Source organism: Enterobacter sp. Li2LvB3, assembly GCF_056156645.1.
The window spans coordinates 1-23702 of the sequence record NZ_JBSICG010000036.1 but is presented as its reverse complement, the minus strand read 5'-3'; the positions used below and the strand labels follow the sequence as shown (position 1 = coordinate 23702).

Below are 23702 nucleotides of genomic sequence, written 5' to 3'. Positions count from 1 at the left end.
ATTAGGCTACGTAGCAGATAATTTCGCCACCAAGACCAGCTTGGCGCGCTGCACGATCAGTCATAACACCTTTAGAGGTAGAAACAACTGCGATACCAAGACCAGCCATAACTTTTGGCAGCTCATCTTTTTTCTTATAGATGCGCAGGCCTGGGCGGCTGACACGCTGAATGCTTTCTACAACAGCTTTACCCTGGAAATACTTGAGAGTAAGTTCCAGTTCCGGCTTGGTGTCGCCTTCAACTTTAAAATCTTCGATAAAACCTTCTTCCTTCAGCACGTTGGCAATTGCCACTTTCAGCTTGGCGGAAGGCATGGTGACCGCAACTTTGTTCGCGGCCTGACCGTTACGGATACGGGTCAGCATATCCGCGATCGGATCTTGCATGCTCATCTGTCTTTACTCCCGTGATTCAATTGGTAATTACCAGCTAGCCTTTTTCAAGCCTGGCACTTCACCGCGCATAGCGGCTTCACGCAGTTTGATACGGCTCAACCCAAACTTGCCCACATAACCATGTGGACGACCTGTTTGACGACAGCGGTTACGCTGACGAGACGGGCTGGAATCACGCGGCAGAGACTGCAGCTTGAGAACCGCATTCCAACGATCTTCGTCGGAAGCGTTCACATCAGAAATGATCGCTTTCAGTTCAGCGCGTTTAGCGAAGAATTTATCAGCTAAAGCTACGCGCTTTACTTCGCGTGCTTTCATTGATTGCTTAGCCATTCAGTAACCCTACCTTACTTGCGGAACGGGAAGTCAAAGGCAGCCAGCAGAGCACGGCCTTCTTCGTCAGATTTCGCAGTAGTGGTAATGGTAATATCCAAACCACGCACGCGGTCGACTTTATCGTAGTCGATTTCTGGGAAGATGATCTGCTCACGGACACCCATGCTGTAGTTACCACGACCGTCGAAAGACTTAGCGGACAAGCCACGGAAGTCACGGATACGTGGAACAGCAATAGTGATCAGGCGCTCAAAGAACTCCCACATGCGTTCGCCACGCAGAGTTACTTTACAGCCGATCGGATAGCCCTGACGGATTTTGAAGCCTGCAACTGATTTGCGTGCTTTGGTGATCAACGGCTTTTGACCGGAGATTGCTGTCAGATCAGCTGCTGCGTTATCCAGCAGTTTCTTGTCAGCGATCGCTTCACCAACACCCATGTTCAGGGTGATCTTCTCGACCCGAGGGACTTGCATGACAGAATTGTAGTTAAACTCAGTCATGAGTTTGCTAACTACTTCGTCTTTGTAGTAATCATGCAGTTTCGCCATCGTACTACTCCAAATTACTTGATAGTTTCGCTGTTAGACTTGAAGAAACGGACTTTTTTGCCGTCTTCGAATCTAAAGCCTACACGGTCAGCCTTGCCGGTAGCCGCATTGAAGATTGCAACGTTAGAAACCTGAATAGCAGCTTCTTTTTCAACGATGCCACCTGGTTGGTTCAGGGCCGGAACCGGCTTCTGATGTTTCTTAACCAGGTTGATACCTTCAACGACGAGTTTGCCGGAAGACAGAACATTTTTTACTTTACCGCGTTTACCTTTATCTTTACCGGTTAACACGATAACTTCGTCATCACGACGGATTTTCGCTGCCATGATTCGCTCCTTAGAGTACTTCTGGTGCCAGAGAGATAATTTTCATGAACTTCTCAGTACGAAGTTCACGAGTTACCGGCCCAAAGATACGCGTGCCGATAGGCTGCTCGCTGTTATTGTTCAAAATAACGCATGCATTACCATCGAAGCGAATGACAGAACCGTCAGGGCGACGAACACCCTTCTTGGTGCGCACCACTACCGCTTTCAGCACATCACCTTTTTTGACCTTACCACGTGGAATTGCTTCCTTGATGGTGATCTTGATGATGTCGCCTACGCCTGCGTAGCGACGGTGCGAGCCACCCAGAACCTTGATACACATTACGCGACGTGCACCGGAGTTGTCGGCGACGTTCAGCATAGTCTGTTCTTGGATCATTTTAGTGCTCCGCTAATGTCAACTACTACCTGAGACTCTAAAATCAGAGCCGTTAAAAAGCCCCATATCGAGGGCGCGGCATTATAACACCGCTTCTGCAATATGGGTAGAAAAAATAAACGGCTCATCGCTGAGCCGTTTATTCGTATCGAGAAGGCTTACTTTATTACAGAACCGCTTTCTCTACAACGCGAACCAGCGTCCAGGACTTAGTCTTGGACAGTGGACGGCATTCACGGATTTCAACCTTGTCGCCGATACCACATTCGTTGTTCTCGTCATGTACGTGCAGTTTGGTCGTACGCTTGATGAATTTACCGTAGATCGGGTGTTTCACAATACGTTCGATAGCAACAACAATGGATTTCTCCATTTTGTCGCTAACAACACGACCTTGCAGAGTACGGATTTTATCGGTCATTACGCACCCGCCTTCTGAGTCAGTAAAGTCTTAACGCGTGCAACATTGCGACGCACTTGCTTCAGCAGGTGAGTCTGTTGCAGCTGGCCACTTGCAGCCTGCATACGCAGGTTAAACTGCTCACGCAGCAGATTCAGCAGCTCGGCGTTCAGTTCTTCAACGCTTTTTTCACGCAGCTCATTTGCTTTCATTACATCACCGTCTTAGTTACAAAGGTGGTTTTGATAGGCAGTTTCGCTGCTGCCAGGCCGAAGGCTTCACGGGCCAGCTCTTCCGGAACACCGTCCATTTCATACAGGACTTTGCCCGGTTGGATCAAGGCAACCCAGTACTCCACGTTACCTTTACCTTTACCCATACGAACTTCCAGCGGCTTCTCGGTGATTGGTTTGTCCGGGAATACACGGATCCAAATCTTACCTTGACGCTTAACTGCACGGGTCATTGCACGACGTGCTGCTTCGATCTGACGTGCAGTCAGACGACCACGGCCAACAGCTTTCAGACCGAAAGTGCCGAAGCTAACATCCGTACCCTGCGCCAGACCACGGTTGCGGCCTTTGTGCACTTTACGGAATTTTGTACGCTTTGGTTGTAACATCAGCGACGCTCCTTATTTACGGCCTTTACGCTGCTGCTTTTTAGGTTGAGCAGCCGGTTTTTCCGGTTGTTCAACAGCAGCCATACCACCCAGGATCTCACCTTTGAAGATCCATACCTTAACGCCGATTACACCGTAAGTGGTGTGCGCTTCAGAGGTGTTGTAGTCGATGTCAGCACGCAGAGTGTGCAGCGGTACGCGACCTTCACGGTACCATTCGGTACGTGCGATTTCCGCGCCGCCCAGACGGCCGCTAACTTCAACTTTGATACCTTTAGCGCCCAGACGCATTGCGTTCTGTACAGCACGCTTCATAGCACGACGGAACATAACACGACGTTCCAGCTGAGAAGTGATGCTGTCAGCAACCAATTTAGCGTCCAGTTCAGGCTTACGAACTTCAGCGATATTGATCTGTGCAGGAACGCCAGCGATATCCGCTACGACCTTGCGCAGTTTTTCTACGTCTTCGCCTTTCTTACCGATAACGATGCCAGGACGAGCAGTGTGAATGGTTACACGGATGCTCTTAGCCGGACGCTCGATAACGATACGAGATACAGACGCTTTAGCCAGTTCCTTAGTCAGGTACTGACGTACTTTAAAATCGCTGTCCAGGTTGTCAGCGAATTCTTTGGTGTTCGCAAACCAAGTAGAGTTCCATGGTTTTACAATACCCAGGCGAATACCATTAGGATGTACTTTCTGACCCATTGCTAGTCTCCAGAGTCTCAGCGATCGGACACAACCACAGTAATGTGGCTGGTGCGCTTCAGGATGCGATCTGCACGACCTTTCGCACGCGGCATAATGCGCTTCATGCTTGGGCCTTCGTCTACGAAAATTTTCGCAACTTTCAGATCGTCAATGTCAGCGCCATCGTTGTGTTCAGCGTTAGCAATGGCAGATTCCAGTACTTTCTTAACCAATACCGCAGCTTTCTTGTTGGTATAGGTCAGGATGTCCAGGGCCTGCGACACTTTCTTACCGCGAATCAGGTCAGCAACAAGGCGAACCTTCTGAGCAGAAGAACGAGCATGGCGATGTTGAGCTAAAGTTTCCATCTCTTCCTCCTACCTTATTTCTTCTTCGCTTTTTTATCAGCAGCGTGGCCGCGATAAGTACGAGTCGGTGCGAATTCACCCAGTTTGTGACCAACCATTTCGTCGGAAACAAAGACTGGAACGTGCTGACGACCATTATGGACAGCGATGGTCAAACCGATCATGTTAGGAAAGATCGTTGAACGACGGGACCAAGTGCGCAGGGGCTTCTTGTCTCCGCTTTCCACCGCTTTCTCTACCTTCTTCAGCAAGTGCAGGTCAATAAAAGGACCTTTCTTGAGAGAACGTGGCATGGCTTATCCTCTAAAATTATTTGCTACGGCGACGTACGATAAATTTATCAGTACGCTTGTTGCTGCGGGTCTTCTTACCTTTGGTCTGAACGCCCCACGGAGTTACCGGGTGCTTACCAAAGTTACGACCTTCACCACCACCATGTGGGTGGTCTACTGGGTTCATCGCAGTACCGCGAACGGTAGGACGAACACCACGCCAGCGTGCAGCACCTGCTTTACCCAGAACGCGCAGCATATGCTCAGCATTGCCAACTTCGCCCAGAGTAGCGCGGCAGTCTGCTTCGACTTTACGCATTTCACCAGAACGCAGACGCAGGGTGACATAAGCACCGTCACGAGCAACGATCTGAACGTAAGTACCAGCGGAACGTGCCAGCTGACCGCCTTTACCTGGTTTCATTTCTACGTTATGAACGGTAGAACCAACCGGGATATTGCGCATCGGCAGGGTGTTGCCTGCTTTGATTGCAGCATCAACGCCAGACTGAATCTGGTCGCCAGCTTTCAGGCCTTTAGGGGCCAGGATGTAACGGCGCTCGCCGTCTTTGTACAGAACCAGCGCGATGTTCGCGGAACGGTTCGGATCGTACTCAAGACGTTCAACAACTGCTGGGATACCGTCTTTGTTGCGTTTGAAGTCAACAATACGATAAGCCTGCTTGTGGCCACCACCGATGTGACGAGTGGTGATACGGCCATTGTTGTTACGACCACCGGATTTGCTGTTTTTTTCCAGCAACGGAGCAAAAGGTTTGCCCTTGTGCAGCTCAGGGTTAACCACTTTAACTACGTGGCGACGACCCGGAGATGTCGGTTTACATTTAACAACTGCCATTGTATTACTCCTCCGACTTACTCAGCGCCGCCAACGAAGTCCAGATTCTGGCCTTCTTTCAGGGTGACGTAAGCTTTTTTCCAGTCGCTACGACGACCGATACGCTGTCCTTGACGTTTAACTTTCCCTTTAACTACCAGGGTGTTAACGACTTCGACTTCGACTTCAAACAGTTTCTGCACAGCAGCTTTGATCTCTGCTTTGGTCGCGTCTTTAGCAACTTTGAGAACGATGGTGTTTGTTTTTTCCATCGCAGTAGACGCTTTTTCAGAAACGTGCGGTGCACGCAGCACCTTCAGCAGACGTTCTTCACGAATCATGCCAGCATCTCCTCAACTTGCTTAACAGCATCAGCAGTCATTACGACTTTGTCGAAGGCGATCAGGCTAACCGGGTCGATACCAGTTGCATCACGTACGTCAACCTTGTGCAGGTTACGCGCAGCAAGGAACAGGTTCTCGTCCAGCTCACCGGTGATGATCAGCACATCTTCCAGAGCCATGTCTTTCAGTTTCTGTGCCAGCAGCTTAGTTTTAGGCGCTTCAACAGAGAATGATTCGACAACGATCAGACGATCCTGACGTACCAGTTCGGACAGGATGCTTTTCAGCGCGCCGCGGTACATCTTTTTGTTAACTTTTTGACTGTGGTCCTGTGGACGCGCAGCGAAGGTCACGCCACCTGAACGCCAGATCGGGCTCTTGATAGAACCTGAACGCGCACGGCCGGTACCTTTCTGGCGCCATGGCTTTTTGCCAGAACCAGTTACTTCAGCACGAGTCTTCTGAGCACGAGTACCCTGACGAGCACCAGCTGCATAAGCAACAACAACCTGGTGAACCAGCGCTTCGTTGAAATCACGACCGAAGGTAGTTTCGGAAACAGTCAGCGCGCTCTGCGCGTCTTTCAATACTAATTCCATTGCTATCCCCTTACGCCTTCACAGCTGGTTTAACGATCAGGTCGCTACCGGTTGCACCCGGAACTGCACCTTTAACCAGCAGCAGGTTGCGCTCAGCGTCAACACGTACTACGTCCAGGCTCTGAACGGTTACACGTTCGTTACCCAGCTGACCTGCCATTTTCTTGCCTTTGAACACTTTGCCCGGAGTCTGGTTCTGACCGATAGAACCCGGAACGCGGTGAGACAAGGAGTTACCGTGAGTAGCGTCCTGGGTACGGAAGTTCCAGCGCTTAACGGTACCAGCAAAACCTTTACCTTTAGAGGTACCGGTTACGTCAACTTTTTTAACGTCAGCAAACAGCTCAACGCTAATGTCCTGACCTACGGTGAACTCTTCGCCTTCAGCAAGACGGAATTCCCACAGACCACGGCCAGCTTCAACGCCAGCTTTAGCGAAGTGACCCGCTTCTGGTTTGGTTACACGGTTAGCTTTTTTAGCACCAGTGGTAACCTGAACAGCGCGGTAGCCATCGTTAGCCAGATCTTTAACCTGAGTAACGCGGTTTGCTTCAACTTCGATTACGGTTACTGGGATTGAAACGCCATCTTCAGTGAAGATGCGGGTCATACCCACTTTTTTACCGACTAAACCAATCATTGTATCAACCTCTCAATCGCTCGATGACCTGATTAACCCAGGCTGATCTGCACGTCTACACCGGCAGCCAGATCCAGACGCATCAGAGCATCAACGGTTTTCTCAGTTGGCTCAACGATGTCAACCAGACGCTTGTGAGTGCGGATTTCGTACTGATCACGCGCGTCTTTGTTGACGTGCGGGGAGATCAGAACGGTGAAGCGCTCTTTGCGGGTCGGCAGCGGGATCGGACCACGGACTTGCGCACCAGTGCGCTTAGCAGTCTCGACGATTTCCGCGGTTGATTGATCGATCAGACGATGATCAAACGCTTTAAGGCGGATACGGATTCTTTGGTTCTGCATGAGACCAGAGCTCCAATTATTTTATAAACGAAAATGATTACTCCTCAAACCCATTACGATTGATGGGAGAGTGTAACCGTTCTTACGTAGCTCCCCGATTGGGAGCATTGTTGAGTAACAAAATTAGTTACTCCGGTTCAGATTGAACCAGCCGTCAATTACGACAAGCCCGCGCATTATACGTATTTACAGACTTAATGCAAGTCAACTGTGTCGATAATAACCAACCTTTATTAAGGTGTACTCATTGCTGTTCGATATCGGCCATAGCCTGCTTCACCCGCGCTTTGAGTTCGGCCTGTTCAGTGAAATTTTCTGGCGCTGGTTGCTCTCCACTATCACCCTCCCAGACAGTCTCTTCTGTTACGCTCTCTTGTGGCAGCGGTAAAGGTTTCTTCTTATATATAGTGTTCATCTGACAGGCGATAGTTCAGGGGCGCTGGTTCAGACCCCGTGGTTTGAGAAATCCAGAGATAGATAAAGCAGCCCGCCAGGGTGCATCCCATGATATACACCAGCCAACACAACAAATGCAGTAAACACCGCCCAGGTGTAACCGGCATATCAGGTCTGATAAAGCCTTCGTTTACGTTCGGGGTGTCACCCCGTTTCGTACTCATGCTTTTCCTCCATCAGAGGTTATTTTCGGGCTTTCTCCCAGTGCCTGCCACAGCCTGATAAGCGAAATTCGCCCCATCACGCCATCAGCCTTAATTTTGTTTTGCCTTTGAAACTGGCGAATTTTTTCAATCAGCACTGGACTCCACTCGCCGCTCTCTTCGGCATCAACGTTAAGCACGCGGCTAAGCATCGTATCTAGCCACACAATATCATCGGCGCTGCTCTTCTTTGAAATGCTCCCATTGCCGTCAGGAGATGGCTTCCACATCAGGGTATAGCTCCCCTTCCAGACGCTGCTGAACCATGCTTTATTCAGAACCCAGGTTTTTTCCCCCGACAACGCAACGAGCGAATCGCCCCCTCCCCCGATGATAACAACCGGGATGTGCGTATTATCTATCTCCAGTGCGGCGATCCAGGGCAGCCCCTGAGCCATCAACGATGCCAACGTATCGGTTCCGGACACACACGCCATTCCTGCCCGGAATGCCTGATCGCACCAGGCTTCTCCTTGATCCACTTCATAACCCCAGACGCTATAGAGTAATGCGAGTGATCCCCTGGCAGACAAAATCCCGGATGTCAGCGCCGGCGGTTTCACCGGACTCTTTGTCGCAGTAATCCACCTTGCAGGAGAAGGAAACCCGCGTGAAAGTGGTTGCGCAAAATACCCACCCGCGCTGCCCGACACGATCGCCACCAGGAACAATGCCAGCCACAGTCGTCCTCCCCGCCGGGGTGCTGGCAGACAACGTAGGGTATCGGCTTGCTTGGATAGCGGCAGAGTATCATGTGCACCATCACCCGATGGTGCACTCCCGTGGTAGCGTCTGCCTGCCCGGGCGGCTAAATGCAGATTCCCCTGGCTGCGTTTCATCATGTCGCGGATGAATTTGTCAGGAAACGCCCTCCCCTCCCCTGGCTCAATACCGGCATAAAAAGCGAATACCTGTCGGTAGTCATCTACTTTCACGCCAGGAAGCTGAAACCATACCGGATGGTTTATACGCAGTTGACGTTGTTGGCGATTGGAAAAATTGCCGGTTATCAAAAGATGGGCTTGCGGCATAAGTGCGATGAACATCTCGACTATGGCCACAATGCCTTTTGGTACCCGATGGCTGTCTTCAAGAACCAGCAAAAGCGGGTGGTCTGGCATCGCGTCGGTAGCGCACAACAATTCACGCCAGAGCGAATTGCTGGAAAACGCCCTCCCGGTTAAATTGCCCGAAACTTCAGTGTCAGCAATCACAGTCCATTCCCACTGATAGCCCTTACTGTTAGTGGGGCTCATCGTTAGAGCACGATTAGGCCAGTGGGTGATAGCGCCACGCGCCAGTGTGCTTTTGCCACTGCCTGTTACACCCTGCATCACCACCCAGTGTTCATGAGCCAGCGTGGTGCTCAGACTGTCCAGCATCCTGCGACGCAGGGCAGTATAGAAATGAATGTGTTCATCCATGAATAGTGTATTAGCCTCAAAATTTATTCTTTTCCTAAAATAAGCATCCTGCTTGTAAACTTCTTGCTGCTTACCAGATAGCAATTATATTATCGCGACCATTAACAAGAAATAGATTTACTCTTTAGAGATTCTTAATAATAAATTTATGATAACTGTACCCCTCACGCTAAGAAGCGCATTTTCTTCCCGTACGCTGTACGCGCTAATTATATTGACAAGCTTTATAACTATATTCATTTCAATAAACAATGGATTTATGAAGATATCTAAATACAGTTCATCGAATAAAAACCACAACAACATTTATGAAATAAATAAAACGAGCAAAAAATATAAATGGAACCTATCAAGCTCGGCAACAGAAAACCCAGCAATGACAACCTTAACCATAAAAGAAACTGACACATTGTCCGGTATTCAGTTGAGTGGAATTATTTACAGCACCAATAAATTACATTCCCGTACCATCCTGCTGGAAGGAGGTGAACAGACTGCCTATGCTATCGGCGATCGTCTGAACTCCTCAAAGATTACACGTGTCTCCGACATCACAACGAATCAGGTATTTTTTTCCACCGAAGGACATACCCAACATCTCAATCTGTTAGAAGAACTCCCCGCATCTTCAGCAGGCGTCGATAAGGCCGCTTCGCGGTCTCAGGCGATATTGTCAGACTTTATTGCTGCCAGCCCCGTGTTCACTAAAACTACTCTACAGGGTTTACGCCTGCTTCCGCGGGATAATGCAGCGTTGTTTTCTCATGCTGGTCTTGAGCCGGGTGATATCGCCATCATGCTCAATAACCTGTCCTTAAAACAGCCAGTTAATATCAAGAAAGCACAGGCGTCACTTGAAACGCTACAAAGGGTGCAATTCACCTTATTGCGAAATGCATCACCACAACGGATTACTGTTTCCGTTGAACAATTCCAGGAAGGAAATAAAACCAGATGAAAGGGACCTCTCCAGGCCAGCGAATGAAAGCCCTTTCGCTGGCATTGTTACTTGTCACTTCCGGTAAACCCGCATTTTCAGCAGATTACACCGCTAACTTTAATGGCGCGGACATTCAAACATTTGTCAGTATTGTGGGCCAGAACATAGGGAAAACCATTCTGATAGATCCTGACGTAACGGCGTCTATTTCTGTAAGAAGTTCAGACACCTTTACCGAGGAAGAATATTATCAATTTTTCCTGAGCGTACTGGATCTTTACGGTTTTTCACTCATCAGTCTTGATAACGGATTGCTGAAAGTCGTGCGCTCCGAAAAAGCAAAGACCCTGCCTGGTCGGATTACCAGCGGCGCACAGCCCGGTAAAGGGGATGAGCTGGTCACACGTATTGTCTCACTGGAAAATGTCCCCGCACGTGCGCTCTCTCCTCTGCTGCGGCAAATGTTAGACGGCAGTAGCGTGGGCAACGTTGTGCACTATGAACCCTCAAACGCGCTGATCATCACCGGGAAAGCGTCATCCGTAAATCGTCTTCTGGAGGTTGTAAAACGCGTCGATGTAATGGGTGATGAGAAAGAGCAAATCATCCCACTGAAATACGCCTCTGCCAGCGATCTGGCCGATGTACTCACCGACCTGTCGCGGGAAAGCGGAAAAGAAGCGAAACCGGCAACGCTCCAGACGCGCATCGTTGCCGACAAAAGAACGAATTCGCTGATCGTCAGCGGTTCCGATCGCGCGCGCGCGCGCGTTTTACAGCTCATCGCGCGGCTCGATACGCAAGACCAGGGCCAAGGCAATACCCGCGTCTGGTATTTGAAATATGCCAAAGCGGACAAACTCGTTGAGGTGCTGACGGGCGTCACACAAAAATTAAAAGATGAAAAAGCGGGATCATCCAAAACCACCAACAATAGCAACGGTAACGATATCTCAATAACGGCCGATGAACAGACCAACTCACTGGTGGTTACCGCGGACCAGGGCATTCTGCAACAACTGAGCGATGTTATCTCAAAGCTGGATATTCGTCGGGCTCAGGTTCTGGTCGAAGCAATCATTGTGGAAGTTCAGGATGGCAGAGGTCTTAACCTGGGTGTGCAGTGGGCGAACAAAAATGTTGGTGTGCAACAGTTTACCAGAACCGGCTTACCCATCTTTAATGCGGCGCAGGGCATCCATGAGTTTAAGTCTCAGGGTGGTATCACCAGCGACAACCCGGCGTACGATCTCTTCAGTGGCTATACCGGTCTTGCGGCGGGCTTCTTCAACGGTGACTGGGGAGTACTGCTGACCGCTCTCAATACTGACAATAAAAACGATATCCTCTCCACGCCCAGTATTGTGACGCTGGATAACAAAGAAGCCGCGTTCAACGTTGGCCAGGACGTTCCCGTGCTCTCAGGTTCCCAAACCACCGCAGCCGATAACATTTACAGCACTGTCGAGCGTAAAACCGTCGGCACGAAGCTGAAAGTCACCCCTCAAATCAACGAGGGCGACTCCGTTTTAATGGAGATAGAGCAAGAGGTTTCCAGCGTCGACTCTTCGACAACGTCCTCCACGCTGGGACCCACATTCAACACCCGCACCATCCAGAATGCGGTGCTGGTAAAAAGTGGGGAAACCGTTGTGCTTGGCGGATTGATGGATGATGCCAGTAAGCAGGAAGTCTCGAAAGTTCCTCTGTTAGGTGATATCCCGTTGATTGGACAGCTGTTCCGCTACACCTCGAATGAAAAGAGTAAACGTAACCTGATGGTCTTTATCCGCCCAACCATCATTCGGGACGACGACGTATATCACTCGCTCTCACGGGAAAAATATACCAGTTTCAAGGATATGCAAAGGGAGCGCAGTGATAAGCAGCATGACAAGCTCATTAATGTCGACAACATTGATGAACTGGATGACCGCGCATTTGATAACGCCCCTGCGGCGCCTGCTGCCAAAAATCCGTTCAGGGAAAACCGCGCAAAATGACACCCTATTCCTGGAAAAAAGCGCAGCGTGTCGGTGTTGCCTTCCAGCAGCAGGAGTTGTTCTATGCAGAAAATGCCACGCTTGAGCATCTGCTTGAAGTAGCCTCTGCTGCCCCCCACTGCACTCACTTTACGCGGCTTACCCCTGCGCAATTTACAGAAAAGCTTGAGATTCTCTACCAGCAAAATAGCGAGTCAGCCCAGCTCATTGCTGAAGATATTAACAACTCGGACGACCTCAGCGTCCTTTCCGATGAGATCCCCGTGAATGAAGATCTGCTCAACGAGCAGTCAGACGCGCCGGTGATCAGACTCATAAATGCCGTACTCAGTGAAGCGCTTAAGGAACACGCCTCGGACATTCATATTGAGGTGTTTGAAAAGACGATGAGCATCCGCTTTCGTGTGGATGGGGTATTGCGACCAGTGGTTCAGCCAAATAAAAAGCTGGCCGCGCTACTCGTCTCGCGCATCAAAATTATGGCCCGGCTGGATATTGCAGAGAAAAGGCTGCCGCAGGATGGGCGGATAACCCTAAAGATAGGCAATCGAAACGTCGATGTGCGCGTCTCCACGCTGCCCTCACAGCACGGAGAACGGGTTGTTTTACGCCTGCTGGATAAAACCAGCCTGCGCCTGTCGCTCGACAGGCTGGATATGTCAGCCGATGACATCCGCAATCTGAAACATCTTATCGCCCTACCCCACGGCATTATTCTGGTCACGGGTCCCACCGGCTCAGGGAAAAGTACCACTCTTTACGCACTCCTTTCCGCGCTCAATAGCCCGGAACGTAATGTCCTCACGGTTGAAGACCCCATCGAATATGAGCTGGAGGGGATCGGCCAGACGCAGGTTAATAGCCGCGTGGATATGTCCTTTGCCCGCGGGTTACGCGCCATTTTGCGTCAGGATCCTGATGTGGTGATGGTAGGGGAAATACGCGATGCTGAAACTGCGCGGATTGCCGTACAGGCCTCATTAACCGGGCATCTTGTCCTCTCCACCCTGCATACAAACAGCGCCAGCGGCGCAGTGACTCGCCTGCGTGATATGGGTACGGAATCATTCCTGCTCTCATCATCGCTGGTCGGGGTGATCGCACAGCGTCTGCTAAGACGCCTCTGTAACCAGTGCAAATCCGCTCATCCCGTTACGCTTCAACAGCAGCAGTTATTGCTGGCGCAAGGAATTGATGCTTCGCAACTTTGGCAGGCCAGCGGATGTAGCGCCTGTCGACAAAGTGGCTATCAGGGACGTCTGGCCATTCATGAGCTGTTAGTGATGACACCAGAGATACGCGAAGCCGTACACGCAGAGATCAATGAACAACAGCTTGAGCAGCTTCAGCGCCGTAATCACTTCAGCTTACTGGCAAATGGCCTGCGCGTAGCCGCACAAGGGTTGACCTCACTGGAAGAGGTACTGCGCGTCACTGCCGAAGGGCACGCTTCAACGGAGCACAAAGGATGAAATTTCGCTGGGTAGCGACCGATGATAACGGCGACCGTCACACTGGCGTGAGCGAGGCCGAAAGCGAGCGGGAGATGGTAGCCCGGCTGCGAAGCCAGTCACTGCTGCCGCAGTCCATAAAGCAGCAGCGCCACAGGACAACACTATGGCGGTTTTCTGCACGGGTCAGTCATGCAGAACTCACGCTTTTTACGCGCCAGCTCGCTACCCTGATGGCTGCTGCACTGCCGCTGGATGAGGCGCTCGCCGCTATCCAGCAGCAAAAAGAGAGTAAAAATCTTGTCAGTATTATCGGAGCACTTCGTCAGGCAGTGCTGGAAGGGCAATCCCTTTCCGCCGCGATGCAACTGCATCCTCGACTGTTTGATACCGTCTATTGCACGCTTGTTAAGGCCGGAGAAACCGTAGGTCAGGCTGGCGCGGTTCTGGAAAGACTGGCTGACTTTAATGAAGCCCGGCAGCGTATGCGCAGCAAACTCACGCAGGCGTTAATTTACCCCTCCCTGCTCACCACGGTTGCCATTCTGGTGGTGGTTATCCTGCTCACCGCTGTTGTGCCAAAAGTTGCCGCACAGTTTATTCATCTCCGGCACGAGCTCCCGCTCACAACCCGCCTGCTGCTCGCCATTAGCCACTTTCTGTCAGCGCAGGGGCCCTGGCTGTTGCTGTTATTCATCACCTTAGGTGGCCTGTTTTCCTGCTGGCTAAAGCGAGAAGGAAACCGGCTTCGTTTTCATCGTCTGTTGACTCGCTTTCGGCTGGTTTGCGCCATCGACAGCGCTCGCTATTTACGCGCCCTCAGCATTCTCAACGTGAGCGGCGTACCACTACTTCAGGCAATGGCTCTTTCGGCTGAAGGGGTGATGAACCAAGAGATACGCCAGCGTCTGTGCAACGCCGCGGAAAGCGTACGTCAGGGAAATAGTGTCAGCCAGTCACTTGGGAAGACGCATATTTTCCCGCCCATGATGCTGTACATGATCGCCTCCGGGGAAAAAAGTGGCCAGTTGGGGGAGCTCATGCAGCGCGCGACGGATAACCAGGAAATTCATTTGCAAAACCGTATCACGATGGCGCTGGCGATATTTGAACCTGCACTGATTGTCCTCATGGCCGCCATCGTGCTGTTTATTGTCGTGGCGGTCATGCAACCGATATTACAACTTAACTCATTGATGAACTAAGGAAAGGTTATGGAACGACAGACATTAAGAACACAGCGTGGTTTTACCTTGATGGAGCTTATGGTGGTCATTGTGATTCTGGGCATTCTTGCCAGCCTGGTGGTACCCAACCTGATGGGTAACAAAGATCGTGCGGATCGACAAAAAGCCATCAGCGACATTACCGCTCTCGAAAACGCGCTCGATATGTACAAGCTGGATAACCATCGCTACCCCACGACCGAACAGGGAATGGAGGCTCTCGTTGAAGCTCCTGTGCTGTCACCGCTGGCTGAAAATTATAATCCCGGTGGCTATATCCGTCGCCTGCCCGCGGATCCGTGGGGTAATGACTACATTCTGGTAAGCCCAGGCGAACACAGTGCTATCGACTTAAGCTCAGTCGGGCCCGACGGTGAAGCGGGGACAACGGACGACGTAAACAACTGGGATAACGACAAAAAAGCTCGCTAATCATGGCACATCAAAAAGGATTCACTTTGCTGGAAGTGCTTCTGGTGGTGGTCATTCTCGCAGCTGCGGTTGCGGGGGTAACCGCCATGCAAAGCGATCGGCTGAGCACGAGCGGAAAGCTACGCCAGCGCGCCGATGCATTCAGGCAATCAGTTGAATACGCAGTGGATCTTGCGCTGCTGGAAAAACATGCCGTTGCCTTACGGCTGTCTGAAGAGGGTTGGGCACTCTACCTTCCGCAGATAGATACACGTACCGGCTGGCAATGGGTAGCCGCCACAAATCACGACAACTTACCGCTTCACGGTGAATGGGAAAGAGCGAAGTCACCGGACATTACCCCATCAACGAAAGGCACTTCACCGCAAATTATTATTATGCCTGATGGCCAGATGACGCCATTCACCCTGCTGTTCAGGAAAGATGATGGCGAAAAAATCCTGCTTATACACAGCGCCGGTTCGCTGCCGCTGGACATTAGGCCAGTAAAGGAGCCGCAATGAAAAATCAGAGTGGAATGCTCCTGTTGGAGGTATTGCTGGCACTGGCCATTTTTGCCACGGCGGTTACGGGGTTAGCCAGCAGTATGCAATGGCAGCTCTCAGCGCTGGATACCCTGAAACAAGAGATGCTTGCACGGTGGGTTGCGGATAATCAGCTGATTAAAGCGCATTGTGGCCAGGACGCATTGAAGACCGGGCAGTCATCACAGTTAAACATGACCTTTGCCTGGCAATTCTCCGGGCGCTCGCAAACCCCGGGATTGTTTACGCGCAGCAGCATCACCGTAGTATCCCCGGGAGGGCGTTCACTAATCCTCAACGACTGGGCTTCGGTATCCGGGGAGCAAGGGGAAAAGCATGATTAACAGGCAGCACGGTTTTACCCTTCTTGAAGTGATGCTGGCGGTCGCGATTTTCTCAGCGCTCAGTTTTATGGCGACGATTGTCTTTTCCCAGGCATCAGAACAGCACCAGCGCGCGCAAAAAATTGCCAACGATTTCCATGCCTTACAATACTCCCTGTTGCTGCTTGAAAATGACCTGACGCAATTCGTTCCCAGAAAAAATCGTCAGACTAACCAGACATTTACAAGCAGTTCGGATGATGTGGTTTTCACCACCCAGACACGAGATGCCGCGCTGCCTTTCGACACCGCAACGGTACTGGCAACGGTCCACTGGTATGTTCAGGACGGAACGCTCTATCGCGCGGTGAAATACGCGCCAGATGACAAGGAGGATAAGACGCCACGCCCGCTGTTATCCGGCATTACTCATTTTAATGCCGCACTGGCGCTCGCAGAGGGCAACAATCTATCCACCACCGTTTCCATAACCCTGGAGCAGGAAAACCAGCAGACCATTCATCGTCTGTTTATTCTGCCCGGGTGGATCCCAGAGAAACAAACGCCCCGCACTGATGGGGCCAGCAAATGAAAACACAGAGAGGGGCAGCGCTGCTTATCGTGCTGATGATTCTGGCGTTGATGGCTGCACTGGCGGCCGAAATGACCCTGAGTTTTCAGACTCAGCTCCAGCGCAGCAGACGTACCAGCGACACATTGCAGGCAAAATACGCCCTGCTGTATGCCGAAAGTGAAGCCACCTCCGGCGTAGTAAAACATGATGATGAACGCCTGGCAGGGATGGCGGAACTGGGTGACAACACAAGGGTACGCTGGCGCACTGACGATATGCAAAACTGCTTTAATCTGAATGCGCTGGAAAACACGCCAGCCGCACCTCTGGCCTCTATGCCCTATGAGATCAGCGTATTTGCAGCTCTGCTCGATAAACTCGGTGTCGATAAAGGTCGCGCAGAAGAGATTATCCAGTCTGTGGCGGATGACATAGACATCGATACCTCTCCACGGAGCAAAGGGGCAGAAGATGAGTATTACCAACGAGACGGCATTCAGCATCTGACCGCAAATCAGATGCTCTTTTTGCCCACAGAGATCCGCACATTAAAAGGCATGACCCACACGATTTACGAGAAACTCGCCCCGTTAATTTGTACCGCATTCAGCAACGATTTATCCATCAATATCAATAGTCTCACCGCGGCGCAGGCACCGCTTCTTGCCGCTATTTTTCTTAACGATATCAGTACGTCAGATGCCAGGGCATTGCTCAAAAAGCGCCCCGAAAAGGGGTGGAAAACAGTCGATGCCTTTCTCTATCAGGCCCAGCAGGATTACAGCGCGGTTAAACCACGAGTGGATCAGCTGAAAAAGTATCTGACGACCAATAGCCACTATTTTTTGGTCACATCCACCGCTCATGAAGGTGAGCTGACTTCGGGTATGCGAACATTTTTCTATTATGACGACAAGAAGAAAACAATTGGGCTCTATTTACGCCAACTCACGGATGGCGAACATGAAGAGTAAAACAACCTCTCTGCCCGCGCCCAGACTGATCGTTCGCCTGCATAAACAGACAGAGGATCCTGTGGAATGGGCCATATATCAAGACGATTGCTGCAAAGACGTTCAAAGGTTGCCACGTGAAAATCTCACTGAACTGGCTGCCCTGCCCGCAGCCCGGCAAACCCAACTCCTTGTTCCGGTTGAAAAAGCAACGTGCAGAACCCTGGTGATCCCTGATGAAAACTACGAACTGACCGATCAGAAGTTGCACTGGCTTGCCGATGACACACTCGATGAGGATGCCCCCACCCTTCACTGGACGTTGCTGTCTCGCCAGGGAACACGCCTCGTTGTCGCAGGCATAGAAAAGGCATGGCTAGATGCAGAGCTGAAGATGCTCAGTTCAGCGGGCCTGAACATTGTACACGCGACCATTGACGCCCTCTGCTTACCGGCATCAGAGAACGGTTGGACAGTGTTGAAAGACGATGACGCCTGGCTTGTCAGAACACAGGAGGGAGTTGTATCTCGTCTGACAGAAACGTGGCTTCTCCACCTATTGACGCACTTCCCTCCCCAGCAGTTAACCCATTATGGCGCGCTGCCGGGACCACACCAGGGCACATTGGTAAAATCAGAATGCCACATCATGGCGCATTTTGCGGATACAGAGTTGCCCAATCTGTTGCACGATGGCATTTGTCCTCCCGCACAGCTTTCCCCGTGGACTGGGCGACTAAAGTCCGTCTCACTTTGCAGTATTGCCCTGGCCGCAGGTATCGCGCTACTTATCCAGGGGGCCTGCTACTGGCAACTTCTTGGACTGGAAAAACAACTCAGGAATACTCTGGCACAGCAATGGCAACGCTATATTCCGGAAAACCGACACAGCAGTAACGTGCGCGTCTGGCTGCCAAAGCAATTGCAACAACACTCTCCGGCGCCTTTCGCTCTCCTGCTACAAATACAGTCAGGTCTTGCCTCTTTCCCAGGCCTGGCGCTGGAAGGGGTGAGCTATAACTCACAGAAAAAATCATTACAGCTGTATCTCTATGCCAGCGATGAGAGCCAGGTACAGCAGTTTATAAAACAGGGCATAGCAGGCTTTTCATTGAAGATCGGCAAACACGAACAGGGACTGTGGACACTCAGCAATGATTAAACACACGCGGGACAAATTCCGGCAAAAAAGCCTTCATGAGCAACGATTCATCATCGTCTTGTGCGCATGTACCCTGAGCCTTTTTTTCTGGTTTGGTCTTTACCATCCACTCGGGCAGGCCATTGCGACACTTCAGACCCGGTGTGAAAGATTACAAAGAGAGACGGTGTGGCTCAGCGAACAGGTTAGTGCTGCGGGCCTCCTGCCCGACAAAAAACTGTCGGGAAAACCGGATGAGCTCATCAGGGGCAGCCTGAAAAAAGCCGGCGTATTCGCAACGATCCAGCAGGTCAATGCCAGTGAACTGGAGATCACCGCCAGCAACGTCAGCATAGAACGCTTTATGCAGTGGCTGGAAGAGGCGCAATTAAAACACGGGCTGCGCGTTGTAGCCGTGGAGTTTCATGCCAGCAAACAATCCTCCGGGATTATCACACTGACACGCCTGACTATTGGGGTGAAAAAGAATGGATAACGAATTAGTCGTACTGTTTCTCATCATCGGTCTGGCGGCGGGAAGTACGATGGGAATGGTCACCTGGCGGCTCCCATTAATGGTTTTACAGCAATATCAGCCTGATGATACGTCCTTCCGCTGTAATTTATGGCTACCGCCTTCACACTGCTGTCACTGCAAAACCCCGCTGGCCTGGTATGACAATATCCCTGTGTTTAGCTGGTTGCGCCTGAAAGGGAAGTGTCGCTATTGCGGCCTGCACGTTTCGTGGCGATATCCTGTTCTCGAAATCAGTAGTGCAATCATGGCGGTGCTTTGCTACATCCTTCACCCTGACGCACTGGTGTTGGCGCTGGGGCTCTTTCTCTATTTCTGGTTCGCTCTGGCCCTTAGTGTCATTGATTTCCGGCATTTATTACTGCCTGACCTACTGACCCTGCCCTTGCTTTGGCTCGGGCTGTTATTTAATGTCTTGTCGGGGATCGTATCTTGCGAAGATGCCATCCTGGGAGCCGTAGCCGGATATCTTCTGCTGTGGATGATTTACTGGATAATCTGGCTTATATGGCATAAAGAAGGGATGGGATTTGGGGATTTTAAACTGCTTGCTGCAACCGGTGCCTGGACCGGGTGGCAAAGTCTTCCGGTAATACTTTACACCGCATCCTTAGTCGGGATTGTCTATGGACTACTGTTGTGGCGTCGGAAAGGGCGCTACACCGGCGCCCTACCTTTCGGTCCGGCGCTGGCATTATGTGGCTGGGGTTACTTCTGCTGGCATACTTTGTAAGGCTATCCTTCTTCGCGGATCTGCGCCTGAAGATAGTTCTGGATACCGAGTTTATCGATGAGATCCAGCTCGGTCTCTAGCCAGTCGATATGGCCCTCTTCATCTGTCAGGATCTCAATCATCATGTCACGACTAACATAATCAAAGACGCTGTCGGCATAGGCGATAGCTTCACGCAGGTTTTTCGCCCCTTCTAACTCAAGCGCCAGATCGGAACGCAGCATTTCCTCAACATCTTCGCCGATGCGAAGTTTGCCAAGATCCTGAAGATTAGGGATACCTTCGAGAAAGAGAATACGCTCAATATACTTATCAGCGTGCTTCATCTCGTCGATAGATTCATGATATTCAACGTCATTAAGGCGTTTCAGGCCCCAGTTTTTGAACATTCTCGCATGGAGAAAATACTGGTTGATTGCGACAAGCTCATTTCCCAATAATTTATTGAGATAATTTATGATCTTAACATCACCTTTCATTATATAGTCCCTCCGCTTCCACTCATTGAAGCGTAGATCGGGCTACAGGGATGTCAAAAAAAAGAGTGTGACTCAGGCGATTTCTTTAAATTCCGGCATTTGCATTAACTCGTCCTGCATAACTTCTCGTGCCGCACGCGTGCATTTACCACATTGATTTCCAACGGGAATAAACTTGCGCAATTGCTGAAAAGACTGCGGATGAAACTGGCGTACGGCCTGACGTATCTTTTTATCGCTGATACCGTTACATAAACAAATGTACATAAGTGCTCCTGAATACTTTACACCTTAGATATTAAATGATTATGGTTATCATTACAATTCAATCTATAAATAAGACGAAGCTCAAGCACGTAGTGTAAGCATAACTTTTTATTTTATATCTAAAAAAAACCACCTACTCTATCCAAGTATAGTAGGTGGTCTTATTTAGATTAGTAACTTAGCTCTGGTATTACTTGAGCATATCTTCCGTTACAAGCATTTTCGCAATTGTGGCAGGATTTGGTGTGATACGCTGTACAATCACCGTTTCGCCCACTGAAAGAGTTGGCCCCTCGCGCCTTGCGGTAGTAACTCCATCTTTCGTCGATGATGACGCATAGTGGCATAATCCGTTGTCACAGCTAAACAGATAGCGGCCGTTTACTTCTCCACCTTGCGCCTTAATGACATAAGCGCTATTCGTTCCTACAGCAACTTTATCTGCCAAAAAGCCGACATACGTAATTGGCTTACCATTTTCTTTTTTCACCGCCAGAGACGTTACATCGGTACTACTTACTAGCGGATTGCTACCCTTCAACATGTCATCGGTAACGGTCAGCGTGGCCAATACTTCAGGGTTTGGGTTTGTCCGTTTAACCGTAATAACAGATCCAACATGGACGATATTGTCCACTGGGTAGGTGCGTAAAGCTGACTGTTCGCCATAATCCCAGCGGAAGCTATAATAGTTCTGACGACCCTCTGTGGAGAAATTATAATTCCCGTCAATTTCTACGCGGTAGTTATTAGAACCACTTAACTTGCTACTATCAAAGTTCACGTTCACATATTGATGACCGTCCTGGACATCTAAGTAAACGGCTTTCACATCCCCAACTAAATCTCCGCCAGTATCGCCTTTTGTAAACGGTGCAAATACTTCACTAAACGCATACTGCGGCGCCTGCTGTGCGGTTAAGCCGCTGTGCTCTGGCGATACCTGCCCAGCCACACCCGGCTGGTCACGCATCATAGACCAGGCGCCAATCATACCCAGACCACGATCGGTGGCATCCTTCATCACCAGATTTGCATCCGACAGATAGAACACTTCACCCTGAACATCGTTGTAACCGATCATCGGGGTAGTACCCATCATCGCGTTGATTTCAGCATCGGTCTTATCGGTAAAGATCTGCTTCAGCTGGCTGAACAGGTTTTCAATTGCAGAGGTTGCGCACTTACCGTGAATGTTCTGGCCTTCAGTACCATCGGACTGACAGATACTGTTGCCGTAGTCCATTGCCATCACGTTCACGCCCGCCAGCTCGACACCTTTAGCTTTCGCGTCTTCCAGCACGTAAATACCTTCAGCTGTCAGACCGGTTGGCAGAATAGGCAGGGTGTACCAGATACCCACGCTGCGGCCTTCTGACTTCCAGGTATCCTGAACGGCTTTCACCGCTTCGTTACGGCGGTTGATGGATTCATGATCCGCAACCCAGGTGCCTTCGATATCGAAGTCCAGTACGTTCAGATTCAGGTTCTCGACAATATCGTAGTAATGCTGTTTCAGATCGTCGATATTCTTACAGGATGCCGCCAGCGGTGAGTTATTCGCACCACCAATGGACACCATCACGTCGCCGCCAGCATCACGCAGTGCTTTGATTTTGCTGTATTGCGCGTAGTCGTTGATGTTATACGCCGTCCCCCAGGTCGGGAGACAGGTTTCGGCATCTTTGCTGACCACAAACGCCATGGTGAAATGGGTTACCCCCTGGTTCTGCGCCAGGCTTGCCAGATCTGGCTGTGAGTTCAGGGTAAAATCAACATATGGGGCATAAACATGTGCAGGCCAGCCTGATTTCGGCGTGCCAACTTTTTCTTTGGTGCCCGTCCAGTCGATAAATACGTGCCATGGGTTAGTATCTGAAGGAGACACTTTCTGTACTTTGGACTGCGAGACGTAGTTACCACCGTTATAACGAATCAGCGTGCCGCTTTCGTACACGGTCGAAGCACTGTACTGCGGAGCTTTATTAAGCTGGTCCTGAGTATAAGAGATTACAGCACCCAGCGGTTTCCATGGACGGCCATTCGTGCCAGTTGGGTTTTGGTTTGCTGCAATAGAAGGATCGTCGCCCTGGGTATAAAACAGAGCTTCATATTCCTGACCATTTTTCTGAACTTTATCGCCTTTATTATAAGTGGTCGAAGAGGACCACTGTGCAACGGCGGAATATGTTTCCCACGGATTGTCTTGTCCTGGGACAAAACCATAGGCACTCTGTGAAGAGGCAGTTTTATAGGTCGCATTATTATAAGAGACTATATCTCCTGCTTTATATTCAGCGTTATTATCATATGCCGGATAGGTTACAGTGCCGCCACTGGTTTCACAGGTAGTAGGGTTACCATACTGGCTCATTTCCGCTGCCGTAGCAGCACGCTCATAACGCCATGGGTTACTCGCCTGATCGTCAGCGGCATTGCCCGGGCAATCAGAAGCGCTAACCCACCAGGCATTATTATAAACGCCACCATCAAAAATAACTTCAATCGTACTGCCACCTTCCTGACCGCTCCAGGCTTCCAGAGCAAATGCTGGTAAGGCTGTGCATGTCAGCCCCAGGCAAAATAGTGTTTTTGTCGCGAAATTCAATTTCATAATCAACAATCCTTTTGTGTTAATTCATTAGGTTATTACATTGACATGTAATAAGCCGTAAGATAGAACCAACAAACAGTGAGTTCAATTATTAACATTGACCCTGAATTGTTTTAAGAAATAAGAAAGCTCATCCGATCAGTCAACTTAATATCAAATTAATCCAGGCTTATTTTATTTATATTAATTTTATTATTAAGTAAAAATAAAAAAACCCCGAATAAATTCGGGGTTTTTAAGACTAAAACGTTAATTAAAACGTATAATTAGCCCAGAACTTTAGCAACAACGCCCGCGCCAACGGTA

Annotated in this window: 33 protein-coding genes; 12 read left to right on the top strand and 21 right to left on the bottom strand. The window is 50.2% G+C overall.

Features of this window, described 5'->3' with window-relative positions; genetic code table 11:
* Position 1: 1 nt before the first annotated feature.
* From rpsH to ACS603_RS22035, 18 genes are all read right to left on the bottom strand, one after another.
* Positions 2-394, bottom strand: coding sequence for a 30S ribosomal protein S8 (gene rpsH, locus ACS603_RS22120; RefSeq protein WP_006178918.1), 393 nt, complete (start codon positions 392-394; stop codon positions 2-4).
* Positions 395-424: 30 nt separating this feature from the next.
* On the bottom strand, positions 425-730 hold the full coding sequence (gene rpsN / locus ACS603_RS22115) for a 30S ribosomal protein S14 (protein ID WP_003863291.1): 306 nt from the start codon (positions 728-730) through the stop codon (positions 425-427).
* Between the two features lie 14 nt (positions 731-744).
* Positions 745-1284, bottom strand: a complete 540-nt coding sequence (gene rplE, locus ACS603_RS22110) for a 50S ribosomal protein L5 (protein WP_103780723.1) — start codon at positions 1282-1284, stop codon at positions 745-747.
* A 14-nt stretch (positions 1285-1298) separates the two neighbouring features.
* Positions 1299-1613 (bottom strand): 50S ribosomal protein L24, encoded by a 315-nt coding sequence (rplX, locus tag ACS603_RS22105; RefSeq protein WP_003863287.1) that lies wholly within the window; start codon positions 1611-1613, stop codon positions 1299-1301.
* Between the two features lie 10 nt (positions 1614-1623).
* Positions 1624-1995 (bottom strand): 50S ribosomal protein L14, encoded by a 372-nt coding sequence (rplN, locus tag ACS603_RS22100; protein ID WP_002919748.1) that lies wholly within the window; start codon positions 1993-1995, stop codon positions 1624-1626.
* A 166-nt stretch (positions 1996-2161) separates the two neighbouring features.
* Positions 2162-2416, bottom strand: coding sequence for a 30S ribosomal protein S17 (rpsQ, locus tag ACS603_RS22095; protein ID WP_008503489.1), 255 nt, complete (start codon positions 2414-2416; stop codon positions 2162-2164).
* Positions 2416-2607, bottom strand: a complete 192-nt coding sequence (rpmC, locus tag ACS603_RS22090) for a 50S ribosomal protein L29 (RefSeq protein WP_006817276.1) — start codon at positions 2605-2607, stop codon at positions 2416-2418. The genes rpsQ and rpmC overlap by 1 nt, the downstream gene beginning before the upstream one ends.
* Complete coding sequence (gene rplP, locus ACS603_RS22085; RefSeq protein WP_002919759.1) at positions 2607-3017, bottom strand: 50S ribosomal protein L16; 411 nt, start codon at positions 3015-3017, stop codon at positions 2607-2609. The genes rpmC and rplP overlap by 1 nt, the downstream gene beginning before the upstream one ends.
* Before the next feature lie 12 nt (positions 3018-3029).
* Positions 3030-3731 (bottom strand): 30S ribosomal protein S3, encoded by a 702-nt coding sequence (gene rpsC, locus ACS603_RS22080; RefSeq protein WP_000529945.1) that lies wholly within the window; start codon positions 3729-3731, stop codon positions 3030-3032.
* Positions 3732-3748: 17 nt separating this feature from the next.
* A complete protein-coding gene (gene rplV / locus ACS603_RS22075) occupies positions 3749-4081 on the bottom strand; it encodes a 50S ribosomal protein L22 (protein WP_002919773.1) in 333 nt (110 codons plus the stop codon).
* A gap of 14 nt (positions 4082-4095) precedes the next feature.
* Positions 4096-4374 carry a 30S ribosomal protein S19 gene (rpsS, locus tag ACS603_RS22070; protein WP_001138115.1) on the bottom strand — a complete coding sequence of 93 codons (279 nt, stop codon included), beginning with the start codon at positions 4372-4374 and terminating at the stop codon, positions 4096-4098.
* Positions 4375-4390: 16 nt separating this feature from the next.
* Positions 4391-5212, bottom strand: a complete 822-nt coding sequence (rplB, locus tag ACS603_RS22065; RefSeq protein WP_000301859.1) for a 50S ribosomal protein L2 — start codon at positions 5210-5212, stop codon at positions 4391-4393.
* A 17-nt stretch (positions 5213-5229) separates the two neighbouring features.
* Positions 5230-5532: a 50S ribosomal protein L23 gene (rplW, locus tag ACS603_RS22060; protein WP_180244417.1), complete on the bottom strand. Its 303-nt coding sequence runs from the start codon at positions 5530-5532 to the stop codon at positions 5230-5232.
* On the bottom strand, positions 5529-6134 hold the full coding sequence (rplD, locus tag ACS603_RS22055; protein WP_003031119.1) for a 50S ribosomal protein L4: 606 nt from the start codon (positions 6132-6134) through the stop codon (positions 5529-5531). The genes rplW and rplD overlap by 4 nt, the downstream gene beginning before the upstream one ends.
* A gap of 10 nt (positions 6135-6144) precedes the next feature.
* The gene (gene rplC, locus ACS603_RS22050; protein WP_006178923.1) at positions 6145-6774 is read right to left on the bottom strand and encodes a 50S ribosomal protein L3; all 630 of its coding nucleotides are present in this window, start codon (positions 6772-6774) and stop codon (positions 6145-6147) included.
* Positions 6775-6806: 32 nt separating this feature from the next.
* On the bottom strand, positions 6807-7118 hold the full coding sequence (gene rpsJ, locus ACS603_RS22045; RefSeq protein WP_001181005.1) for a 30S ribosomal protein S10: 312 nt from the start codon (positions 7116-7118) through the stop codon (positions 6807-6809).
* A 244-nt stretch (positions 7119-7362) separates the two neighbouring features.
* On the bottom strand, positions 7363-7533 hold the full coding sequence (locus ACS603_RS22040; protein WP_474944935.1) for a hypothetical protein: 171 nt from the start codon (positions 7531-7533) through the stop codon (positions 7363-7365).
* Positions 7534-7734: 201 nt separating this feature from the next.
* Positions 7735-9201, bottom strand: coding sequence for a peptidoglycan-binding domain-containing protein (locus tag ACS603_RS22035; RefSeq protein ID WP_474944934.1), 1467 nt, complete (start codon positions 9199-9201; stop codon positions 7735-7737).
* Positions 9202-9460: 259 nt separating this feature from the next.
* Between ACS603_RS22035 and gspC the strand changes: the two genes are divergently transcribed.
* From gspC to ACS603_RS21975, 12 genes are read left to right on the top strand one after another with little or no spacing between them, the layout of a single operon-like run.
* The gene (gspC, locus tag ACS603_RS22030) at positions 9461-10159 is read left to right on the top strand and encodes a type II secretion system protein GspC (RefSeq protein WP_315687035.1); all 699 of its coding nucleotides are present in this window, start codon (positions 9461-9463) and stop codon (positions 10157-10159) included.
* A complete protein-coding gene (gspD, locus tag ACS603_RS22025) occupies positions 10156-12144 on the top strand; it encodes a type II secretion system secretin GspD (RefSeq protein WP_182062751.1) in 1989 nt (662 codons plus the stop codon). The genes gspC and gspD overlap by 4 nt, the downstream gene beginning before the upstream one ends.
* Positions 12141-13616: a type II secretion system ATPase GspE gene (gspE, locus tag ACS603_RS22020; protein WP_182062752.1), complete on the top strand. Its 1476-nt coding sequence runs from the start codon at positions 12141-12143 to the stop codon at positions 13614-13616. Before gspD ends, gspE begins: the two co-directional genes overlap by 4 nt.
* Positions 13613-14800 (top strand): type II secretion system inner membrane protein GspF, encoded by a 1188-nt coding sequence (gene gspF / locus ACS603_RS22015; protein WP_446491624.1) that lies wholly within the window; start codon positions 13613-13615, stop codon positions 14798-14800. Before gspE ends, gspF begins: the two co-directional genes overlap by 4 nt.
* A 9-nt stretch (positions 14801-14809) precedes the next feature.
* Complete coding sequence (gene gspG, locus ACS603_RS22010) at positions 14810-15253, top strand: type II secretion system major pseudopilin GspG (protein ID WP_182062754.1); 444 nt, start codon at positions 14810-14812, stop codon at positions 15251-15253.
* A gap of 2 nt (positions 15254-15255) precedes the next feature.
* A complete protein-coding gene (locus ACS603_RS22005) occupies positions 15256-15756 on the top strand; it encodes a GspH/FimT family protein (RefSeq protein ID WP_315687040.1) in 501 nt (166 codons plus the stop codon).
* The gene (gspI, locus tag ACS603_RS22000; protein ID WP_474944933.1) at positions 15753-16121 is read left to right on the top strand and encodes a type II secretion system minor pseudopilin GspI; all 369 of its coding nucleotides are present in this window, start codon (positions 15753-15755) and stop codon (positions 16119-16121) included. Before ACS603_RS22005 ends, gspI begins: the two co-directional genes overlap by 4 nt.
* Positions 16114-16692, top strand: coding sequence for a PulJ/GspJ family protein (locus tag ACS603_RS21995; RefSeq protein WP_182062757.1), 579 nt, complete (start codon positions 16114-16116; stop codon positions 16690-16692). The genes gspI and ACS603_RS21995 overlap by 8 nt, the downstream gene beginning before the upstream one ends.
* The gene (gspK, locus tag ACS603_RS21990) at positions 16689-17648 is read left to right on the top strand and encodes a type II secretion system minor pseudopilin GspK (RefSeq protein WP_474944932.1); all 960 of its coding nucleotides are present in this window, start codon (positions 16689-16691) and stop codon (positions 17646-17648) included. Before ACS603_RS21995 ends, gspK begins: the two co-directional genes overlap by 4 nt.
* Positions 17638-18789 (top strand): type II secretion system protein GspL, encoded by a 1152-nt coding sequence (gene gspL, locus ACS603_RS21985; protein WP_474944931.1) that lies wholly within the window; start codon positions 17638-17640, stop codon positions 18787-18789. Before gspK ends, gspL begins: the two co-directional genes overlap by 11 nt.
* Positions 18782-19264 (top strand): type II secretion system protein GspM, encoded by a 483-nt coding sequence (gspM, locus tag ACS603_RS21980; protein ID WP_315687044.1) that lies wholly within the window; start codon positions 18782-18784, stop codon positions 19262-19264. The genes gspL and gspM overlap by 8 nt, the downstream gene beginning before the upstream one ends.
* Positions 19257-20036 carry a prepilin peptidase gene (locus tag ACS603_RS21975; RefSeq protein ID WP_446491626.1) on the top strand — a complete coding sequence of 260 codons (780 nt, stop codon included), beginning with the start codon at positions 19257-19259 and terminating at the stop codon, positions 20034-20036. Before gspM ends, ACS603_RS21975 begins: the two co-directional genes overlap by 8 nt.
* A 2-nt stretch (positions 20037-20038) precedes the next feature.
* Here ACS603_RS21975 and bfr read toward each other — a convergent pair whose 3' ends face one another.
* From bfr to ACS603_RS21960, 3 genes are all read right to left on the bottom strand, one after another.
* Entirely contained in the window at positions 20039-20515 is a 477-nt protein-coding gene (gene bfr / locus ACS603_RS21970; protein WP_182062762.1) for a bacterioferritin, read from the bottom strand.
* Between the two features lie 72 nt (positions 20516-20587).
* On the bottom strand, positions 20588-20782 hold the full coding sequence (gene bfd / locus ACS603_RS21965; protein ID WP_182062763.1) for a bacterioferritin-associated ferredoxin: 195 nt from the start codon (positions 20780-20782) through the stop codon (positions 20588-20590).
* A gap of 190 nt (positions 20783-20972) precedes the next feature.
* The gene (locus ACS603_RS21960) at positions 20973-23396 is read right to left on the bottom strand and encodes a carbohydrate-binding protein (RefSeq protein ID WP_474944930.1); all 2424 of its coding nucleotides are present in this window, start codon (positions 23394-23396) and stop codon (positions 20973-20975) included.
* Positions 23397-23702 lie beyond the last annotated feature (306 nt).

Excerpts from the sequence above, each read along its gene's own strand:
- gspG (WP_182062754.1), top strand. The coding sequence starts at position 14,810 with ATGGAACGACAGACATTAAGAACACAGCGTGGTTTTACCTTGATGGAG.
- rplN (WP_002919748.1), bottom strand. The coding sequence starts at position 1,995 with ATGATCCAAGAACAGACTATGCTGAACGTCGCCGACAACTCCGGTGCA.
- rpsJ (WP_001181005.1), bottom strand. The coding sequence starts at position 7,118 with ATGCAGAACCAAAGAATCCGTATCCGCCTTAAAGCGTTTGATCATCGT.
- rplV (WP_002919773.1), bottom strand. The coding sequence starts at position 4,081 with ATGGAAACTTTAGCTCAACATCGCCATGCTCGTTCTTCTGCTCAGAAG.
- bfd (WP_182062763.1), bottom strand. The coding sequence starts at position 20,782 with ATGTACATTTGTTTATGTAACGGTATCAGCGATAAAAAGATACGTCAG.
- bfr (WP_182062762.1), bottom strand. The coding sequence starts at position 20,515 with ATGAAAGGTGATGTTAAGATCATAAATTATCTCAATAAATTATTGGGA.
- ACS603_RS22005 (WP_315687040.1), top strand. The coding sequence starts at position 15,256 with ATGGCACATCAAAAAGGATTCACTTTGCTGGAAGTGCTTCTGGTGGTG.
- ACS603_RS21960 (WP_474944930.1), bottom strand. The coding sequence starts at position 23,396 with ATGAAATTGAATTTCGCGACAAAAACACTATTTTGCCTGGGGCTGACA.
- rpsC (WP_000529945.1), bottom strand. The coding sequence starts at position 3,731 with ATGGGTCAGAAAGTACATCCTAATGGTATTCGCCTGGGTATTGTAAAA.
- rplP (WP_002919759.1), bottom strand. The coding sequence starts at position 3,017 with ATGTTACAACCAAAGCGTACAAAATTCCGTAAAGTGCACAAAGGCCGC.
- ACS603_RS21975 (WP_446491626.1), top strand. The coding sequence starts at position 19,257 with ATGGATAACGAATTAGTCGTACTGTTTCTCATCATCGGTCTGGCGGCG.
- rpsS (WP_001138115.1), bottom strand. The coding sequence starts at position 4,374 with ATGCCACGTTCTCTCAAGAAAGGTCCTTTTATTGACCTGCACTTGCTG.
- ACS603_RS22035 (WP_474944934.1), bottom strand. The coding sequence starts at position 9,201 with ATGGATGAACACATTCATTTCTATACTGCCCTGCGTCGCAGGATGCTG.
- rpsH (WP_006178918.1), bottom strand. The coding sequence starts at position 394 with ATGAGCATGCAAGATCCGATCGCGGATATGCTGACCCGTATCCGTAAC.
- rplB (WP_000301859.1), bottom strand. The coding sequence starts at position 5,212 with ATGGCAGTTGTTAAATGTAAACCGACATCTCCGGGTCGTCGCCACGTA.
- gspK (WP_474944932.1), top strand. The coding sequence starts at position 16,689 with ATGAAAACACAGAGAGGGGCAGCGCTGCTTATCGTGCTGATGATTCTG.
- rplD (WP_003031119.1), bottom strand. The coding sequence starts at position 6,134 with ATGGAATTAGTATTGAAAGACGCGCAGAGCGCGCTGACTGTTTCCGAA.
- rplX (WP_003863287.1), bottom strand. The coding sequence starts at position 1,613 with ATGGCAGCGAAAATCCGTCGTGATGACGAAGTTATCGTGTTAACCGGT.
- rpsN (WP_003863291.1), bottom strand. The coding sequence starts at position 730 with ATGGCTAAGCAATCAATGAAAGCACGCGAAGTAAAGCGCGTAGCTTTA.
- ACS603_RS21995 (WP_182062757.1), top strand. The coding sequence starts at position 16,114 with ATGATTAACAGGCAGCACGGTTTTACCCTTCTTGAAGTGATGCTGGCG.
- rplW (WP_180244417.1), bottom strand. The coding sequence starts at position 5,532 with ATGATTCGTGAAGAACGTCTGCTGAAGGTGCTGCGTGCACCGCACGTT.
- gspC (WP_315687035.1), top strand. The coding sequence starts at position 9,461 with ATGAAGATATCTAAATACAGTTCATCGAATAAAAACCACAACAACATT.
- ACS603_RS22040 (WP_474944935.1), bottom strand. The coding sequence starts at position 7,533 with ATGAACACTATATATAAGAAGAAACCTTTACCGCTGCCACAAGAGAGC.
- rpmC (WP_006817276.1), bottom strand. The coding sequence starts at position 2,607 with ATGAAAGCAAATGAGCTGCGTGAAAAAAGCGTTGAAGAACTGAACGCC.
- gspI (WP_474944933.1), top strand. The coding sequence starts at position 15,753 with ATGAAAAATCAGAGTGGAATGCTCCTGTTGGAGGTATTGCTGGCACTG.
- gspD (WP_182062751.1), top strand. The coding sequence starts at position 10,156 with ATGAAAGGGACCTCTCCAGGCCAGCGAATGAAAGCCCTTTCGCTGGCA.
- rpsQ (WP_008503489.1), bottom strand. The coding sequence starts at position 2,416 with ATGACCGATAAAATCCGTACTCTGCAAGGTCGTGTTGTTAGCGACAAA.
- gspM (WP_315687044.1), top strand. The coding sequence starts at position 18,782 with ATGATTAAACACACGCGGGACAAATTCCGGCAAAAAAGCCTTCATGAG.
- rplC (WP_006178923.1), bottom strand. The coding sequence starts at position 6,774 with ATGATTGGTTTAGTCGGTAAAAAAGTGGGTATGACCCGCATCTTCACT.
- rplE (WP_103780723.1), bottom strand. The coding sequence starts at position 1,284 with ATGGCGAAACTGCATGATTACTACAAAGACGAAGTAGTTAGCAAACTC.
- gspE (WP_182062752.1), top strand. The coding sequence starts at position 12,141 with ATGACACCCTATTCCTGGAAAAAAGCGCAGCGTGTCGGTGTTGCCTTC.
- gspL (WP_474944931.1), top strand. The coding sequence starts at position 17,638 with ATGAAGAGTAAAACAACCTCTCTGCCCGCGCCCAGACTGATCGTTCGC.
- gspF (WP_446491624.1), top strand. The coding sequence starts at position 13,613 with ATGAAATTTCGCTGGGTAGCGACCGATGATAACGGCGACCGTCACACT.